The 15,639-nt window shown below is 68.5% G+C and carries 16 protein-coding genes; 9 read left to right on the top strand and 7 right to left on the bottom strand.

All coding sequences use genetic code 11. The features are described from left to right. Nucleotides 1–129 precede the first annotated feature (129 nt). The gene (edd, locus tag ORI60_RS34365) at nucleotides 130–1,986 is read right to left on the bottom strand and encodes a phosphogluconate dehydratase (RefSeq protein ID WP_266042165.1); all 1,857 of its coding nucleotides are present in this window, start codon (nucleotides 1,984–1,986) and stop codon (nucleotides 130–132) included. Between the two features lie 227 nt (nucleotides 1,987–2,213). Between edd and ORI60_RS34360 the strand changes: the two genes are divergently transcribed. The 4 genes from ORI60_RS34360 (at nucleotide 2,214) to ORI60_RS34345 (ending at nucleotide 5,979) form a co-directional block, all read left to right on the top strand. After that, the gene (locus ORI60_RS34360) at nucleotides 2,214–2,504 is read left to right on the top strand and encodes a hypothetical protein (RefSeq protein WP_266042164.1); all 291 of its coding nucleotides are present in this window, start codon (nucleotides 2,214–2,216) and stop codon (nucleotides 2,502–2,504) included. A gap of 86 nt (nucleotides 2,505–2,590) precedes the next feature. Further along, nucleotides 2,591–3,355, top strand: coding sequence for a hypothetical protein (locus tag ORI60_RS34355; RefSeq protein ID WP_266042163.1), 765 nt, complete (start codon nucleotides 2,591–2,593; stop codon nucleotides 3,353–3,355). A gap of 9 nt (nucleotides 3,356–3,364) precedes the next feature. Beyond that, on the top strand, nucleotides 3,365–5,233 hold the full coding sequence (locus ORI60_RS34350) for a fumarate reductase/succinate dehydrogenase flavoprotein subunit (RefSeq protein WP_266042162.1): 1,869 nt from the start codon (nucleotides 3,365–3,367) through the stop codon (nucleotides 5,231–5,233). Next, on the top strand, nucleotides 5,230–5,979 hold the full coding sequence (locus tag ORI60_RS34345; RefSeq protein WP_266042161.1) for a succinate dehydrogenase/fumarate reductase iron-sulfur subunit: 750 nt from the start codon (nucleotides 5,230–5,232) through the stop codon (nucleotides 5,977–5,979). The genes ORI60_RS34350 and ORI60_RS34345 overlap by 4 nt, the downstream gene beginning before the upstream one ends. On the opposite strand, the gene ORI60_RS34340 is transcribed toward ORI60_RS34345, so the two are convergent. Then, complete coding sequence (locus ORI60_RS34340) at nucleotides 5,966–6,622, bottom strand: response regulator (RefSeq protein ID WP_266042206.1); 657 nt, start codon at nucleotides 6,620–6,622, stop codon at nucleotides 5,966–5,968. The two genes, ORI60_RS34345 and ORI60_RS34340, sit on opposite strands and share 14 nt — an antisense overlap. 125 nt (nucleotides 6,623–6,747) lie before the next feature. Between ORI60_RS34340 and ORI60_RS34335 the strand changes: the two genes are divergently transcribed. Further along, nucleotides 6,748–7,023 carry a hypothetical protein gene (locus ORI60_RS34335; RefSeq protein ID WP_266042160.1) on the top strand — a complete coding sequence of 92 codons (276 nt, stop codon included), beginning with the start codon at nucleotides 6,748–6,750 and terminating at the stop codon, nucleotides 7,021–7,023. A 64-nt stretch (nucleotides 7,024–7,087) separates the two neighbouring features. On the opposite strand, the gene ORI60_RS34330 is transcribed toward ORI60_RS34335, so the two are convergent. The 4 genes from ORI60_RS34330 to ORI60_RS34315 all read right to left on the bottom strand — a co-directional run bounded on the left by ORI60_RS34330 (nucleotide 7,088) and on the right by ORI60_RS34315 (nucleotide 10,360). Further along, the gene (locus ORI60_RS34330) at nucleotides 7,088–7,978 is read right to left on the bottom strand and encodes an amino acid ABC transporter permease (protein ID WP_266042159.1); all 891 of its coding nucleotides are present in this window, start codon (nucleotides 7,976–7,978) and stop codon (nucleotides 7,088–7,090) included. Then, entirely contained in the window at nucleotides 7,975–8,622 is a 648-nt protein-coding gene (locus ORI60_RS34325) for an amino acid ABC transporter permease (protein ID WP_266042158.1), read from the bottom strand. The genes ORI60_RS34330 and ORI60_RS34325 overlap by 4 nt, the downstream gene beginning before the upstream one ends. Before the next feature lie 79 nt (nucleotides 8,623–8,701). Continuing rightward, on the bottom strand, nucleotides 8,702–9,592 hold the full coding sequence (locus ORI60_RS34320; protein ID WP_266042157.1) for a glutamate ABC transporter substrate-binding protein: 891 nt from the start codon (nucleotides 9,590–9,592) through the stop codon (nucleotides 8,702–8,704). 39 nt (nucleotides 9,593–9,631) lie between these two features. Further along, nucleotides 9,632–10,360: an amino acid ABC transporter ATP-binding protein gene (locus ORI60_RS34315; protein WP_176960056.1), complete on the bottom strand. Its 729-nt coding sequence runs from the start codon at nucleotides 10,358–10,360 to the stop codon at nucleotides 9,632–9,634. Nucleotides 10,361–10,519: 159 nt separating this feature from the next. Here ORI60_RS34315 and ORI60_RS34310 point away from each other — a divergent pair, with 159 nt between their 5' ends. Both ORI60_RS34310 and ORI60_RS34305 read left to right on the top strand, forming a co-directional pair. Then, on the top strand, nucleotides 10,520–11,194 hold the full coding sequence (locus tag ORI60_RS34310) for a response regulator transcription factor (protein ID WP_266042156.1): 675 nt from the start codon (nucleotides 10,520–10,522) through the stop codon (nucleotides 11,192–11,194). A gap of 53 nt (nucleotides 11,195–11,247) precedes the next feature. Continuing rightward, entirely contained in the window at nucleotides 11,248–12,633 is a 1,386-nt protein-coding gene (locus ORI60_RS34305) for a sensor histidine kinase (protein WP_266042155.1), read from the top strand. On the opposite strand, the gene ORI60_RS34300 is transcribed toward ORI60_RS34305, so the two are convergent. Next, on the bottom strand, nucleotides 12,630–13,544 hold the full coding sequence (locus ORI60_RS34300; RefSeq protein ID WP_266042154.1) for a TAXI family TRAP transporter solute-binding subunit: 915 nt from the start codon (nucleotides 13,542–13,544) through the stop codon (nucleotides 12,630–12,632). The two genes, ORI60_RS34305 and ORI60_RS34300, sit on opposite strands and share 4 nt — an antisense overlap. A 130-nt stretch (nucleotides 13,545–13,674) precedes the next feature. On the opposite strand from ORI60_RS34300, the gene miaB reads away from it, so the two are divergent. After that, complete coding sequence (gene miaB / locus ORI60_RS34295; protein WP_266042153.1) at nucleotides 13,675–15,156, top strand: tRNA (N6-isopentenyl adenosine(37)-C2)-methylthiotransferase MiaB; 1,482 nt, start codon at nucleotides 13,675–13,677, stop codon at nucleotides 15,154–15,156. Then, nucleotides 15,153–15,620, top strand: a complete 468-nt coding sequence (locus ORI60_RS34290) for a hypothetical protein (protein WP_266042152.1) — start codon at nucleotides 15,153–15,155, stop codon at nucleotides 15,618–15,620. Before miaB ends, ORI60_RS34290 begins: the two co-directional genes overlap by 4 nt. Nucleotides 15,621–15,639 lie beyond the last annotated feature (19 nt).

Below are 15,639 nucleotides of genomic sequence, written 5' to 3'. Positions count from 1 at the left end.
GGGCTGGTTGGGCCTCACCGCGCCCTTTGCAATGGGTCATTTGACGACGAAGTCAAAAGAACCATTGCTAAGGCGCAGGTCAGCTGTGGTACTGGGGCCAATATATTGGGTGGTGCTGAAGCGGGACGGCTAGTGGTGGGTCACCGGGGCGAAGTGGTCGGCCGTGATCGGGCCGAACACCGTCGCACCGCGGTCGGCCGGTCCGACGCTACGGCGCAGCGCGGCGAAGAGCTCCCGGCCCGTGCCCATCCACTCGCGGCTGGTCGGCGGGAAGTCCACCAGCGGGCGTGCCGCCAGCTCCTCCGCGGGCACCTGGACCTCCAAGGTTCCGGCGGTGGCGTCCAGGCGCACGACGTCGCCGTCGCGGACCCGGCCGAGCGGGCCGCCGACCGCGGCCTCCGGGGTCAGCTGGATGGCGGCCGGGATCTTGCCCGAGGCGCCGGACATGCGGCCGTCGGTCACGAGGGCGACCTTGTGACCGCGGTCCATCAGGACGCCGAGCGGCGGGGTGAGCTTGTGGAGTTCGGGCATGCCGTTGGCCTGGGGGCCCTGCTGGCGGACCACCACGACGACGTCGCGGTCCAGCTCGCCCGCCTGGAAGGCCTCCTGGAACGCCTCCTGCGTGGTGAACACGCGGGCCGGGGCCTCGACGACGTGGTTCTCCGTCGCCACGGCCGAGACCTTGATGACGGCGCGGCCCAGGTTGCCGGCGAGCATGCGCAGGCCGCCGTCCGCGGCGAACGGGTCGGAGGCCGGACGCAGGACCTCGAGGTCCAGGGAGTGGCCGGGGCCGTCGACCCAGATCAGCTCGCCGTCGGCCAGCATCGGTTCCTGGCGGTAGCGGTCTAGGCCGAACCCGGCCACCGTGGTGACGTCGGCGTGCAGGAGGCCGGAGTCCAGGAGGGTGCCGACGACGAACTGGACGCCGCCCGCCGCCTGGAAGTGGTTGATGTCGGCGCCGCCGTTCGGGTAGACCCGTGCGATCAGCGGCACGATCGAGGACAGGTCGGAGAAGTCGTCCCAGCTCAGCTCGATGCCCGCGGCGGCGGCGATGGCGACCAGGTGCATCGTGTGGTTCGTCGAGCCGCCGGTCGCCAGCAGGGCGACGACGCCGTTGACCACGGACTTCTCGTCGACGACGTGCGCGATCGGGGTGTAGCCCTCGCCCTTGGCCATCTCGACGGCGCGGCGGCCCGCGTGCTCGGTCAGGGCGCGGCGGAGCGTCGTGCCGGGCGGCACGAACGAGGCGCCGGGCAGGTGCAGGCCCATGACCTCGACGACCATCTGGTTCGAGTTCGCGGTGCCGTAGAACGTGCAGGTGCCGGGGGAGTGGTACGAGGCGGCCTCGGCCTCCAGCAGGTCCTCGCGGGAGGCCTTGCCCTCCGCGTACAGCTGCCGGACGCGGGCCTTCTCCTTGTTCGACAGGCCTGACGACATGGGGCCCGCGGGCACCAGGATCGACGGCAGGTGCCCGAACGACAGCGCGCCGATCAGCAGGCCCGGCACGATCTTGTCGCACACGCCGAGCAGCACCGCGGCGTCGAACATCTCGTGCGACAGGGCCACACCGGTCGACATCGCGATGACGTCGCGGCTGAACAGCGACAGCTCCATGCCCTCGCGGCCCTGCGTGATGCCGTCGCACATCGCGGGCACGCCGCCCGCGAACTGGGACACACCGCCCGCCGTGCGGACCGAGTCCTTGATCCAGGCCGGGTACTCCTGGAACGGCTGGTGGGCCGACAACATGTCGTTGTAGGACGACACGATCGCGACGTTGGACTTGCGCAGCGCGCGCAGCGCGGCCTTGTCGCCACCGGTGATTCCGGCGAAGCCGTGCGCGAGGTTGCTGCAGGCGAAGCCGGACCGGGACGTTCCGTCCTGCGCGGCGGCGGCCACGCGCTCGAGGTAGGCACGGCGTGAATCGGCGCTCCGGGCGGCGATCCGGCGTGTCACCTCTGTCAGAACAGGATGCAGTTCGGTCATGGGGGTCTCCGGGTCATCACGGGCCGTGGTGGGGCCCTTACGAGACGACAACGGTGGCGTCCCACAGACGGGCGTGACGCCACACACAGTAAGTCATGGCTGGTCGCAGACACAAAAACGATTCAGTAGATGGGAGTCGACCAGTTTTGAATCTTGGCGTGTGGTGCTTGTCACATGGCTTGAGATTGGGCAGAGTGCGGGGCACGACCTTGGAACGGAGGTGTCCCATGAACTCCACGGAGATCGTCGAGCTGCGCCGGGTCATCGGCCAGATGCGGCATGCCGTCAGCAACCTGCGCACCAGGTACGGCGACGTGGCAGCCGTGCAACGCCTGGCCAACGACGTGGAACGCATGGACATCGACGCCACCGAACTCGTCGACCTGAGCACCCCGAGGCAGCGTGAAGCGCCTCAAGTGGAACGCGAGGTCGTGGTCGTGCCCGACACGCCTTACGACGAGTCGCTCTGGAAGGACGCGGACGACGAAGGACTCGGTGGGTACCGGCACCGGACCTGACCAAGCCCCTAATCACGGCCCTCGCGGACAGCGGGGGCCGTTACGCGTTTCCTCCACAACGACGTGGACCCCCAGAAAGGTGAGCAATGGCGAGGGCAGAGATCGCCGCCAGGACTCTGCGCACGGACCGATGGTGGTTGCCGCCGCTGACGACATTCGTCGGCCTGCTGCTCATCTCGATCTACGCGGCGTTCCGCACGTTCCAGGGGGACTACTACTGGGTCGACCAGTACCACTACCTCACACCGATGTACTCGCCGTGCCTCACGGAGGAGTGCATCCCGGCGGCCTCGCACTTCGGTCAGTGGTTCCCGGCGCTGCCGGGGTTCCTGACGCCGCCGCTGCTGATCATCCCGTTCCTGCTGGGCTTCCGGATCACCTGCTACTACTACCGCAAGGCCTACTACCGCGCGGCCTGGGCGTCGCCGCCCGCGTGCGCGGTGGCCGAGCCGCACAGCAAGTACACCGGTGAGACCAGGTTCCCGCTGATCGCCCAGAACCTGCACCGCTACTTCTTCTACGCGGCCTCACTCCTGCTGCTGATCAACATCTACGACGCGCTCCTCGCGTTCGGCACCGGCGTCGGCCTGGGCAACATCATCCTGCTGGTCAACGTCGGCCTGCTCGCCGCGTACACGCTGTCGTGCCACTCGTGCCGGCACATCGCGGGCGGGCGGCTCAAGCACTTCTCCAAGCACCCGGTCCGGTACTGGGCGTGGACGCAGATCTCGAAGCTGAACAACCGCCACATGCAACTCGCGTGGGCCTCGCTGATCTTCGTCTGCCTCACGGACCTGTACGTCGCGCTGGTCGCCTCGGGAACGATCTCCGACCTCCGCTTCATCAACTAAGGAGTGGTTTTGCCCGAGCTGGAAAGGCATTCGTTCGACGTTCTCGTCATCGGCGCGGGTGGTGCCGGTCTGCGGGCCGCGATCGAGGCCCGTGAGCACGGCCTGCGCACCGCCGTCCTCTGCAAGTCGTTGTTCGGCAAGGCCCACACCGTCATGGCCGAGGGCGGCATCGCCGCCGCCATGGGCAACGCGAACGAGAGCGACAACTGGCAGGTCCACTTCCGCGACACCATGCGCGGTGGCAAGTTCCTCAACAACTGGCGCATGGCCGAGCTGCACGCGCAGGAGGCGCCGCAACGGGTCTGGGAGCTGGAGACCTACGGCGCGCTGTTCGACCGCACCAAGGACGGCCGGATCTCGCAGCGCAACTTCGGCGGCCACGAGTACCCGCGGCTCGCGCACGTCGGCGACCGCACCGGCCTCGAGCTGATCCGCACGCTGCAGCAGAAGATCGTGTCGTTGCAGCAGGACGACTTCAAGGAGTTCGGCGACTACGAGGCGCGCCTGCGGGTGTTCCAGGAGTTCACCGTCACCGAGCTCGTCAAGGACGGCGACAGGATCGCCGGAGCGTTCGGCTACTGGCGCGAGTCCGGCCGGTTCGTGCTGTTCGAGGCGCCCGCGGTGATCCTCGCGACCGGTGGCATCGGCAAGTCGTTCAAGGTCACCTCGAACTCCTGGGAGTACACCGGCGACGGCCACGCGCTCGCGATGCGCGCCGGTGCCTCGCTGATCAACATGGAGTTCATCCAGTTCCACCCCACCGGGATGGTCTGGCCGCCGTCGGTCAAGGGCATCCTCGTCACCGAGTCCGTCCGCGGTGACGGTGGCGTGCTCCGCAACTCCGACGGCAAGCGGTTCATGTTCGACTACATCCCCGAGGTGTTCAAGGACAAGTACGCCGACAACGAGGAAGAGGCCGACCGCTGGTACACCGACCAGGCCGGCAACCGGCGCCCACCGGAGCTGCTGCCGCGTGACGAGGTCGCCCGCGCGATCAACTCCGAGGTCAAGGCCGGGCGCGGCTCACCGCACGGTGGCGTCTTCCTCGACGTGTCGACCCGTCTGCCCGCCGAGGAGATCCGCCGCCGGCTGCCGTCCATGCACCACCAGTTCAAGGAACTGGCCGACGTGGACATCACCGCGCAGCCGATGGAGGTCGGCCCGACCTGCCACTACGTGATGGGCGGTGTCGAGGTCGACCCCGACACGGGATCCTCCTCGGTGCCGGGGCTCTACGCGGCCGGCGAGGTGTCCGGCGGCATGCACGGCTCGAACCGGCTGGGCGGCAACTCGTTGTCGGACCTGCTCGTCTTCGGGCGCAGGGCCGGCGCGGGTGCCGCGGAGTACGTGCGGGCGATGGCCGAACGCCCCGTCGTGTCGGAGGACATCGTCACCGAGGCTCGGGCCACGGCGCTCAAGCCCTTCCAGCAGGAAGGCGGTGAGAACCCGTACACGCTGCACATGGAGCTCCAGCAGTCCATGAACGACCTCGTCGGCATCATCCGGAAAGCCGGTGAGATGGAAGAGGCGCTGCAGCGGCTGGAGAAGCTCAAGGAACGCGCGCAGGCGCTGACCGTCGAGGGCCACCAGCAGTTCAACCCCGGCTGGCACCTCGCCCTCGACCTGCGCAACATGCTGCTGGTGTCGGAGTGCGTGGCCAAGGCGGCACTGCTGCGCACCGAGTCCCGCGGCGGCCACACCCGCGACGACCACCCCTCGATGGACGCGGAGTGGCGCCGGAAGCTGCTGGTGTGCAAGGCCAAGGGCGACGGGGCCGAGGTGACGGAGAAACCGCAGATCCCGATCCGGCACGACCTGCTGGACCTGTTCGACCGCAGCGAGCTGGAGAAGTACCTCACCGCCGAGGAGTTGGCATGAGCTACCAGGGCAAGTTCCGGGTGTGGCGCGGTGACGACTCCGGCGGCGGGCTGGAGGACTTCACCGTCGAGGTCAACGAGGGCGAGGTCGTCCTCGACATCATCCACCGGCTGCAGGCCACCCAGGCCCCGGACCTCGCGGTGCGGTGGAACTGCAAGGCGGGCAAGTGCGGCTCGTGCTCGGCGGAGATCAACGGACGGCCGCGGCTGCTCTGCATGACCCGGATGTCGATCTTCCAGGAGTCGGAGACGATCACGGTCACGCCGATGCGGACGTTCCCGATCATCCGCGACCTCGTGACCGACGTGTCCTTCAACTACACCAAGGCGCGCGAGGTCCCGTCGTTCGCGCCGCCGAAGGACCTGGCTCCAGGCGAGTACCGGATGCAGCAGGTCGACGTCGAGCGCTCGCAGGAGTTCCGCAAGTGCATCGAGTGCTTCCTGTGCCAGAACACCTGCCACGTGGTGCGTGACCACGAGGAGAACAAGGAGGCGTTCTCGGGGCCGCGGTTCCTCATGCGGGTCGCCGAACTGGAGATGCACCCGCTCGACACCGCGGACCGCGTCGACCAGGCGCAGGACGAGCACGGCCTCGGCCTGTGCAACATCACCAAGTGCTGCACCGAGGTGTGCCCCGAGCACATCCACATCACCGACAACGCGCTCATCCCGATGAAGGAGCGCGTCGCCGACCGCAAGTACGACCCGATCGTCTGGCTCGGCAACAAGCTGTTCAAGCGGTCTTAGCGACGGCCTGCGGTATGACCAGCCCGGACTCGTACGCCATCACCACGGCCTGAGCCCGGCTGGTCAGCCGCAGCTTCGTCATCACGCGGTTGAGGTGCGTCTTCACCGTGCCCTCCGTGACCGTCAGCCTGGTCGCGATCGCCGTGTTCGTCAGCCCGGTGCCGACCAGCCGCAGCACCTCGCGCTCGCGGTCCGTCAGCTCCTCCAGGCCGGCCGAACCCCACGGCGCCACAGCCGAGTCGCCCCTCAGGTACGCCGCCACGAGCCTGCGCATCACCGTGGGGCTGAACTGCATCTCGCCCGAGGCGACGGCCGTGATGGCGGCGATCAGGCGGGCCGGTTCGGACTCCTTCAGCACGAACCCGGCGGCGCCCAGCCGCAACGCCTCGTGGACGTACTCGTCCAGGTCGAAGGTGGTCAGCACCAGCACCCGCGCGGACGCCACGACGCGTTTGAGCGCGGCCAGCCCCGGCAGGCGGATGTCGAGCAGGATCACGTCCGGTCTCGACGACTCGGCCAGCGCGGACGCGGTGACGCCGTCCCCGGCCTCGCCGACGACGGTCAGATCAGGTGCAGCGTTCAGCAACGCGACCAGGCCCGCTCGGAACAACGGCTGGTCGTCGACAACAAGCACGCGCGCCACAATGCCCCTCACTCATGTGACGTCACCGCGGTAGATCCCCCACCACGAGCGTACCGCGAAAGTTGACGGGAGATCCACTGTTCGTGAGACGACCCGGTTCCGTTCCCGCCGATACGTTCCGCGCCATGCGCACCGCATCCGCCGACCTGCACGCCGTCCGCACGATCACCGTCGACGGCTCGGACGTCTACCTCAGGGTCACGGCCAGTCAGGCCGACCTGGAGATCCGGTGGTCGCGCGACGGCGACCACCGGGTGGCGGGCAGCCCCGTGCTGTTCCCGGCGGGCGACCGCTCGCGCCGGCTGCTCGGCACGAACTTCCGCGCCGGCACCACGTTCTGCCTCGACGTCGTGGGGGAGGCGAGGCAGGACTGGTGCGGTGTCGTCGACTGGAACGTCTGACCTCCGGAAGCAGCGACGGGGCGTGTCCGATGTGGACACGCCCCGTTCCCTGCGACCCGGCGGATCAGACGGTGACCCCACCGACTGCCGCGGACGCGTTGCCGAGCTGGACCTGCCCGGCGTCGTCGTTGTCGAGCTTGATGACTTTCTTGTTGCGGCGGTTGCGCTTCTCGAGGTAGGTGGCGAGCCACGTGAGCAACAGGCACAGTCCGATGTAGACCAGGGCGACCACGATCATCACCGAGATCATCGGACGGCCGAAGTTGACCGCGTCACCACCGATGCGCGTACCCCACCGCAGCAGCTCCTCGAAGGTGATGAGGAAGCCGAGCGCGGTGTCCTTCAGCAGCACGACGAGCTGGCTGATGATGGTCGGCAGCATCGCCCGCAACGCCTGCGGCAGCAGGACGAACGTCATCACCTGGGTCTTGCGCATGCCCAGCGCGTACGCGGCCTCGCTCTGGCCCTTCGGCAGCGAGTTGATGCCGGCGCGGAAGATCTCCGCGAGCACCGAGCCGTTGTACAGCATCAGGCTGATCACGACCGCCGTGAACGCGCTCAGCTTCACCCCGGCCACGGGAAGGCCGTAGTAGAAGAAGAACATCATGATCACGAGGGGGATCGCGCGGAAGACCTCGACGATGACCGCCGCGGGTGCGCGCACCCAGGCGTGGTCGGACAGCCGCGCCGCGGCGAAGATCGCGCCGAACACGAGGGCCAGCACCGCGCCGACGGCGAACGCGCCGAGCGTGTTGCCGATGGCCTCGACGAGCGAGAGCTGGATCTGCTTGTAGTTGATCCAGTCGAGCCTTCGAGCGGTGAACTGGTCGGTGACGATGAACCTCATCACCACGTACACCAGCGCCGCGACCACCGCCGCGATGCCGATGACGGCCATGATCTTGTGACGGATGCGGGCCTTGGGGCCCGGGACGTCGAACAGCACCATGCTCATCGGGCCACGCTCCACCGCTTCTCGAAGACCTGCTGGACGTACGTCAGCGGCATCACGAGGATGACGAACCCGATTGCGACCCACACGAGTCCGACGAGGACGTTGTCACCCTGGTCCGACAGCTGCTCGCGGATGTTGCCCGCCTGGAAGACGGCGAAGCCCGACGCGACCGTCGTGTTCTTCAGCAACGCGATCATGGTGCTCGTCATCGGCGGCACCACCGACCGCAACGCCTGGGGCAGCACCACGTTGCCGAGCATCTGCGTGAACGTCAGGCCGAGGGCGCGGGACGCCTCCGCCTGGCCGACCGGCACCGTGTTGATGCCCGACCGCACGACCTCGCAGACGAACGCCGCCGTGTAGAGCGACAGCGCCACCACCGCGGCGGTGTACTCGTCGATCTTCAGGATCTCCAGCAGCGGGTACGCGAACACGAAGAAGACGAAGACCAGCGTCAGCGGCGTGTTGCGCAGGACCGTCACGTACGCCGTGCCGACACCGCGGAACACCGGTACCGGGCTGACCCTCAGCGCCGCGAGGAACGTGCCCAGCACCAGCGACAGCACCGCGGAGACGGCGAAGAGCTGGAGTGTCTGACCAAAAGCGCGCAGGAACAGATCTAGGTTGTTGGTGAGGACGCTCATCGGTTTCCTTGCCGTCCGTCCGCCTTCAAAGGAACGGCCGGTGGACCCACGTGGGATCCACCGGCCACGTGAGGAACCGTCAGTACCGGTCGATCTTCGGCTTCTCGGCGGACGAGCCGGACTTGCCCAGCGTGCCGTCGTAGATCTTCTGCCACGAGCCGTCGTCCAGCGAGGCCTGCAGGATGTCGTTCACCTTGTCGCGCAGGGCCTTGTCGTCCTTCGGCAGGCCGATGCCGTACGGCTCGCTGGAGAACGTCTTACCGACGACCTTCAGCTTGCCCTCCTCGGCGGCGGCGTAGCCCTTGAGGATCGCGTCGTCGGTGGTGACGGCGTCGACCTCACCGTTGAGGAGCTTGGTGACGCACTGCGAGTAGCCCTGGAACTCGAGGACGTTGCCTTCCTCGGTCAGCTTCTCGTCCTTGATGCGCTTGGCCGGCGTGGAGCCGGTCACCGAGCACACCTTCTTGCCCTTGAGGGTCTCCTTGCCGGTGATGTCGGTGTTGTCCTTCTTCACCAGCAGGTCCTGGCCGGCGACGAAGTACGGGCCCGCGAACGAGACCTTCTCCTTGCGGCCCGCGTTGATCGTGTAGGTGCCGACGTAGTAGTCGACGTCACCGTTGATCAGCGCCTGCTCGCGGGCGGCCGACTGGATCGTCTTGAACTGGATCTTCTCGGGGTCGAAGCCGAGCTTCGCCGAGACCAGCCGCGCGATGTCGATGTCGAAGCCGCTGTACTTGTTGGTCGTCGGGTCCTTGTAGCCGAGACCCGGCTGGTCTTCCTTGACGCCGACGATCAGCGAGCCGCGGGTCTTGATCTTCTCGAACGTGGGCGAGCCGTCGACCTTGACGTCCTTGGCGACCTCGAACAGGCCGGCGGGCGCCGCCGTGTCGGTCGGGCTGCCCTCCTTGCCACACGCGGTCAGGGCCAGTGCGCCCGTCAGCAGCACCGCCGCAAGGGTGCGAACCCTCATCGTCCTTCTCCTGCCATTCGTTCGAAAGTGGGCTGACTACTAGTGAGTCAGGATCTTGCCAAGGAAGTCCTTCGCGCGGTTGGACTTCGGGGCCGAGAAGAACTCTTCGGGTGTCGAGTCCTCGACCACCTCGCCGTCGGACATGAAGATCACCCGGTCCGCGGCCTTGCGGGCGAAGCCCATCTCGTGCGTGACGACCAGCATGGTCATCCCGTCCTTGGCCAGGCCCGTCATGACGTCCAGGACCTCCTGGACCATCTCGGGGTCGAGCGCCGAGGTCGGCTCGTCGAACAGCATCACCTTGGGCTTCATCGCCAGCGCGCGGGCGATCGCCGCGCGCTGCTGCTGGCCACCGGAGAGCTGCGCGGGGAACTTGTCGGCCTGGTTCGCGATCCCGACCCGCTCCAGCAGCTCCATCGCGGTCTTGCGCGCGTCGGCGGCGGGCGTCTTGCGCACCTTCACCGGAGCGAGCATGACGTTCTCGACGATGGTTTTGTGCGCGAAAAGGTTGAAGGACTGGAACACCATGCCGACATCGGCACGAAGGCGGGCCAGTTCTTTTCCTTCGGCGGGAAGCGGCTGCCCGTCGACCTCGATGACGCCCGAATCGATCGGCTCGAGGCGGTTGATGGTCCGGCACAGGGTCGACTTACCGGAACCCGACGGCCCCAGCACGACCACGACCTGCCCCTTCGGCACTTCCAGCTGCACGTTCTTGAGCACGTGCAACGGGCCGAAGAACTTGTCCACACCCGCCACACGAATCATCGGCGGTGCAGAGGCGGCAGTCATCCAGTCCTCCATTTGGGGTCGTCGGCGTTGGCGGAAACCTAGGTGTCCGCCACCACACCAGTCCAGGACATTGAGCAAGACTTAGGGTCTCAACTCTGTCACAGGCAGACATCGGTTGCCCGGGAGGTAGCGAAAGTGCGCGTGCTGCTCGTCGAGGACGACGACAGGGTCGCCGAGGCCTTGGTCCCAGCCCTGACCAGACGGGGTTTCCACGTGGACCGGCAGGCCACGGGCCGCGGCACGCTCGACCGCCTCGCCGGCGTCGACGTGGTGCTGCTCGACCTCGGCCTGCCCGACATGGACGGCGTCACCCTGTGCCGTGCCATCAGGGCCGCTTCGGACGTCGCGATCATCGTGGTGTCCGCGAGAGGAGAGATCGACGACAGGATCCTCGGCCTGCACGCCGGGGCCGACGACTACCTCGTCAAGCCTTACGACGTGGGCGAACTCGTCGCGCGGGTGCACGCCGTCCGGCGGCGCCGCGGTGCCGATCCGGTCGGTGTGGGCGCGGTGTCCACAGAGGTGTTCGAGACCGGTGACGTGCGCGTCGACCTGGGACGTCACGAGGTCACGGTGGCGGGGGAGTCGGTCGCCCTGTCCCGCAAGGAGTTCCAGGTGCTCGCCCTGGTGATGGCCGCGGGTGGCGCGGTGTGCACGCGCGAGCGCATCCTCGCCGAGGTGTGGGGCCGCACGTGGTCCGGCGCGAACCGGACGCTGGACGTGCACGTCGCCACGCTGAGGACGAAGCTGGGCAGGCCCTCGCTGCTGGAGACCGTGCGCGGCGTCGGATACCGGCTGGGGCAGGTGTGATCTCGATTGGGTGATCTTTCGGCGGCGTGTCGCGACCGGGCGGGTGACGGCCTGTGAGGTCGCGACTGCTGGGCGTGGTGCTCGCCCTGATCGTGCTGGTGCTCGTGGGCCTGGGAGTGCCGCTGGGCCGCAACGTGGCGGCGGCCGAGCAGCAGGAGATGTTCCTCGACCGGCTCACCGACACCAGCCGGTTCGCGTCGCTGGCGCAACGGCCGCTGATCGACGACAGCCCGCACCTGCTGCGCGCCGAGCTGGAGCGCTACGACGAGCTGTACGACATCGGCGTGGCCGTGGTGGCCCGCGACGCGCCGACCGTGCCGCTGGTGGCCTCGCGCAACGACCTGGCGCTCGGTGACCCGGCCGTGCAGGACCTCGTCAGCAAGGCGCTGGCCGGGCGTCTGCCGGTCGCGCCGGAGCTGTTCGCGCCGTGGAGCGACACCAAGGTCGTGCTCGCCGAACCGGTGCTGGTCGACGGCGAGGTGCGCGGCGCGGTCATCACGTTCTCGCCGACCGCCAAGACCCGCTTCGAGGTGCTCGCGTGGTGGGCCCTGCTGCTCGCCGGAAGCCTGCTGGTGCTGGCGCTCGCGGTGCTGCTGGCGCTGCCGGTCGTGCGCTGGACGCTGCGGCCGGTGCAGGCGCTGGACGAGGCGACGGGCAAGCTCCTCGCCGCGGTCGTGTCGGGCCGGCCGGTGCCGCCGGTGGGCGCGGAGTCCGGGCCGCCGGAACTGCGGCAGCTGTCGCGCTCGTTCGACCAGATGGCCGCGAACGTGAGCGACGTGCTGGCCGCGCAACGGGCCTTCGTCGCGGACGCGTCACACCAGCTTCGCAACCCGTTGACGGCGCTGAAACTCCGGCTGTCCAACCTGGAGGGTCACGTCGACTCCGAGGCGGAGGTGCACCAGGTCGAGGCGCTCAGCGAGACCGACCGGCTCAACCGCATCCTCGACGAGCTGCTCGCCATGGCGCGCGCCGAGTCCAGTTCCGTGGACCCGGTCCCGGTCGACGTCGACAAGTCCGTGGCGGCGCGGTTGTCCGCGTGGTCGTCGGCCGCGGCGGCGAAGGAGGTGCACCTCGTGCTCGACGGCGAACGGGTCGGCATGGCGCTCGTCCCGCCGCGCGGAGTCGAGACGATCCTCGACGCGCTGCTCGACAACGCGCTGAAGTTCACCGCGGAGGGCACGCTGATCGTGGTCGACGCCCGCAAGTCCGGTGGCGTCATCCGGCTCTCCGTGGCCGACCACGGGCCCGGCCTGCAGCCCGACGAGCTCGAGCGGGCCACCGACCGGTTCTGGCGCAGCCCGGCTCACCAGAACGTGCCGGGCTCCGGGCTGGGGCTCTCGATCGTGCGGCTGCTGGTCGAACGCGTCGACGGAACCGTCGCGCTCGAGTCGCCGGAGGACGGCGGCCTGAAGGTCGTGGTCACGCTGCCGGCCGTCTAGACCTTGGAGTCGCGGTAGTAGCGCATCGCGCCGTTGTGCAGCGGTACCGGTGACGTCTCGATCGCCGACCGCTGCTCGATCGTGCGCGCCGCCGAGTGGGCCTTCACGAGCTCGGGCTGGCCGTCGAAGAGCTGCCGCACGAGCGCCTCGGCCACGTCGTCGGGCATCGACTCGTCGACGAGCAGGAAGTTGCGCACGACGAGGGTGATGACCGGCCCGGACTGCAGGTTGTAGATCGACGCGGGCAGCGTCGCCGACCCGTACACCGGGTACTGCTGGCGGAACCTCGGCAGTTCGTCCTTCAGGTCGAGCATCCGCACGCCGAGCCCCTTGGTGAGGTCGGTGATCCTGCTCGTGGGCAGGCCGCCCGACCAGAAGAACGCGTCGATCCTGCCCTCCTGCATCGCCTCGGCGGAGTCGTTCAGGCTCAGGTTCACCGCCTGGGGCGTCACGTTCTCGGCCTGCAGCAGCCGGCTCGCGATGATCTCGACGCCCGACCCGGTCGCGCCGATCGACACCCGCAGTCCCGACAGCTCGCGCAGCTTCGTCACCGGCAGGTCGGCGCGGACGATGACCTGCAGGTAGTCGTCGTGCATGCGCGCCAGCGCACGCAGCCGGGAGGCGCCCTCGACGCCCTCGACCGCGTCCGCCTGCGAGAAGCCGACCTGGGCCTGGCCCTTGACGAGCCGGGTCACGTTGTCCTTGGACCCGTCCGTGCGGACGACCTGGGGCCGCACGATGCCGAGCCGGCCGCTCCAGATGTCCGCCAGGCCGTTGCCCAGCGAGTAGTAGACGCCGCTCTCGCTGCCGGTGGCCATCGTTATCTTGATGTCCGACACCGTGCTGCTACAGCCCGTCAGGACCGTTGCGGCGGTCAGCAGGCTCACGGCGGCATGCACTCGTCCCAGCACCACCGCATCGTGCCACGGGGGCGGTGCGCGCTTGCACCCGACGAAGGTCCTGCCTGGTCACGGTGCGGATGGGCCCGGCTTTGTGCGGTCCGCGAAACTCGGGCCACTGACCAGGGGTTATCGTGTTCGTGTGAGTACCGCGCAGGTTCGCAAGAGCTTCCAGATCCGCACGTTCGGGTGCCAGATGAACGTGCACGACTCCGAGCGGCTCGCCGGTCTGCTCGAAGACGCGGGCTACGAGCGGGCCAACGAGGCCGAGCAGGCCGACGTCGTCGTCTTCAACACCTGCGCGGTCCGCGAGAACGCCGACAACAAGCTGTACGGCACGCTCGGCCACCTCGCCCCGCAGAAGGCGGCGAAGCCCGGCATGCAGATCGCGGTCGGCGGCTGCCTCGCGCAGAAGGACCGCAGCGAGATCGTCCGGCGCGCCCCGTGGGTGGACGTCGTGTTCGGCACGCACAACATCGGCTCGCTGCCGGTGCTGCTCGAACGCGCCCGCCACAACTCCGAGGCGCAGGTCGAGATCCTCGACGCGCTGGAGACGTTCCCGTCGTCGCTGCCCGCCGCGCGCGACTCCGCCTACTCGGGCTGGGTGTCGATCTCGGTGGGGTGCAACAACACCTGCACGTTCTGCATCGTGCCGTCGTTGCGCGGCAAGGAGAAGGACCGCCGTCCCGGCGACGTGCTGGCCGAGGTGCAGACGCTCGTGGACGAGGGCGTGCTGGAGGTGACGTTGCTGGGGCAGAACGTCAACTCCTACGGCGTCGAGTTCGGCGACCGGCTCGCGTTCGGCAAGCTGCTGCGCGCCTGCGGCGAGATCGACGGCCTGGAGCGCGTGCGCTTCACCTCGCCGCACCCCAAGGACTTCACCGACGACGTCATCGCCGCCATGGCCGAGACGCCGGCGGTGTGCCACAGCCTGCACATGCCGCTGCAGTCCGGCTCCGACCGCCTGCTCAAGGCGATGCGCCGCTCGTACCGCACCGAGAAGTACCTGGGGATCATCGAGAAGGTCCGCGCCGCCATGCCGGACGCCGCGATCACCACGGACATCATCGTCGGCTTCCCCGGTGAGACCGAAGAGGACTTCCAGGGCACGCTCGACGTCGTGCGCCAGGCCCGTTTCTCGTCGGCGTTCACGTTCCAGTACTCCAAGCGCCCCGGCACCCCGGCCGCGGACCTGCCGGACCAGCTGCCCAAGGCCGTCGTGCAGGAGCGCTTCGACCGGCTCGTGGCGCTGCAGAACGAGATGACGCACTCGCTGAACCTCGAGCAGGTCGGCCGCACGGTCGAGGTCCTCGTCGCCACGGGCGAAGGCAAGCGCGACGCCGAGACGCACCGCATGAGCGGCCGTGCGCGCGACGGACGGCTCGTGCACTTCGCGCCGGGAACGACGGTTCCGCGTCCTGGCGACGTCGTCGAGACGGTCGTGACGTACGCGGCCCCGCACTACCTCGTCGCGGACGGCGAACCGCTGTCGTGGCGCCGCACCAAGGCCGGTGACCGTTCCGAGGCCGGCATCAAGCCCAAGACCGCGGGCATCGGCCTCGGTCTGCCGTCGTTCGGGGCGCCCGAACCGCTTCCCGCCGTCTCGGGGTGCGCGGCCCAGTGAGTGATGAGGACTTCTTGCGCAAGGAGATCGACGCCGTCGAACACCAGGCGGCCAAGCGCATCGACCCCGGTACGGGCGCGCTGACCATCTCGATCGCCGTGCTGGCGCTGCTGGTCTCGCTGATCCTGCCGTGGGTCGGGGAGCACACGGGGCTCGCGGTCGTGCTCGGCGAGTCGGAGCTGTTCCTGCCGAGGTTGTTCTCGTACCTCGCGCTGGGCGTCGGTGTGCTCGGTTCCGGCATCACGCTCGCGGTGCGGCGCTGGGGCCTCGCGTGGGTGTGCTCGCTGGGCCTGTTCGCCGGGTCGATCATCGGCGTGCTGTCGATCTGGACGCAGCAGACGACGACGAGCAACAAGACCATCGGTCCCGGCCCCGGCATCGGGTTGATCATCGCGGCGATCGCGGTGATCGTGCTCCTGGTGAAGTGGGTGAAGATCGCGGCGTCGCGACCGCCGCAGCTGTAATGAATCTCCGCGCGCCCTC

It is taken from the genome of Lentzea sp. NEAU-D7 (assembly GCF_026242055.1).
Taxonomy (GTDB): Bacteria; Actinomycetota; Actinomycetes; order Mycobacteriales; family Pseudonocardiaceae; genus Lentzea.
This window is presented reverse-complemented; position numbering and strand designations above follow the sequence as displayed.

Coding starts and splice junctions, on each gene's coding strand:
- edd (WP_266042165.1), bottom strand. CDS start 1,986: ATGACCGAACTGCATCCTGTTCTGACAGAGGTGACACGCCGGATCGCC.
- ORI60_RS34315 (WP_176960056.1), bottom strand. CDS start 10,360: ATGATTCGTGTGGCGGGTGTGGACAAGTTCTTCGGCCCGTTGCACGTG.
- ORI60_RS34335 (WP_266042160.1), top strand. CDS start 6,748: ATGCGCACCGCATCCGCCGACCTGCACGCCGTCCGCACGATCACCGTC.
- ORI60_RS34360 (WP_266042164.1), top strand. CDS start 2,214: ATGAACTCCACGGAGATCGTCGAGCTGCGCCGGGTCATCGGCCAGATG.
- ORI60_RS34345 (WP_266042161.1), top strand. CDS start 5,230: ATGAGCTACCAGGGCAAGTTCCGGGTGTGGCGCGGTGACGACTCCGGC.
- ORI60_RS34320 (WP_266042157.1), bottom strand. CDS start 9,592: ATGAGGGTTCGCACCCTTGCGGCGGTGCTGCTGACGGGCGCACTGGCC.
- ORI60_RS34330 (WP_266042159.1), bottom strand. CDS start 7,978: ATGAGCATGGTGCTGTTCGACGTCCCGGGCCCCAAGGCCCGCATCCGT.
- ORI60_RS34355 (WP_266042163.1), top strand. CDS start 2,591: ATGGCGAGGGCAGAGATCGCCGCCAGGACTCTGCGCACGGACCGATGG.
- ORI60_RS34325 (WP_266042158.1), bottom strand. CDS start 8,622: ATGAGCGTCCTCACCAACAACCTAGATCTGTTCCTGCGCGCTTTTGGT.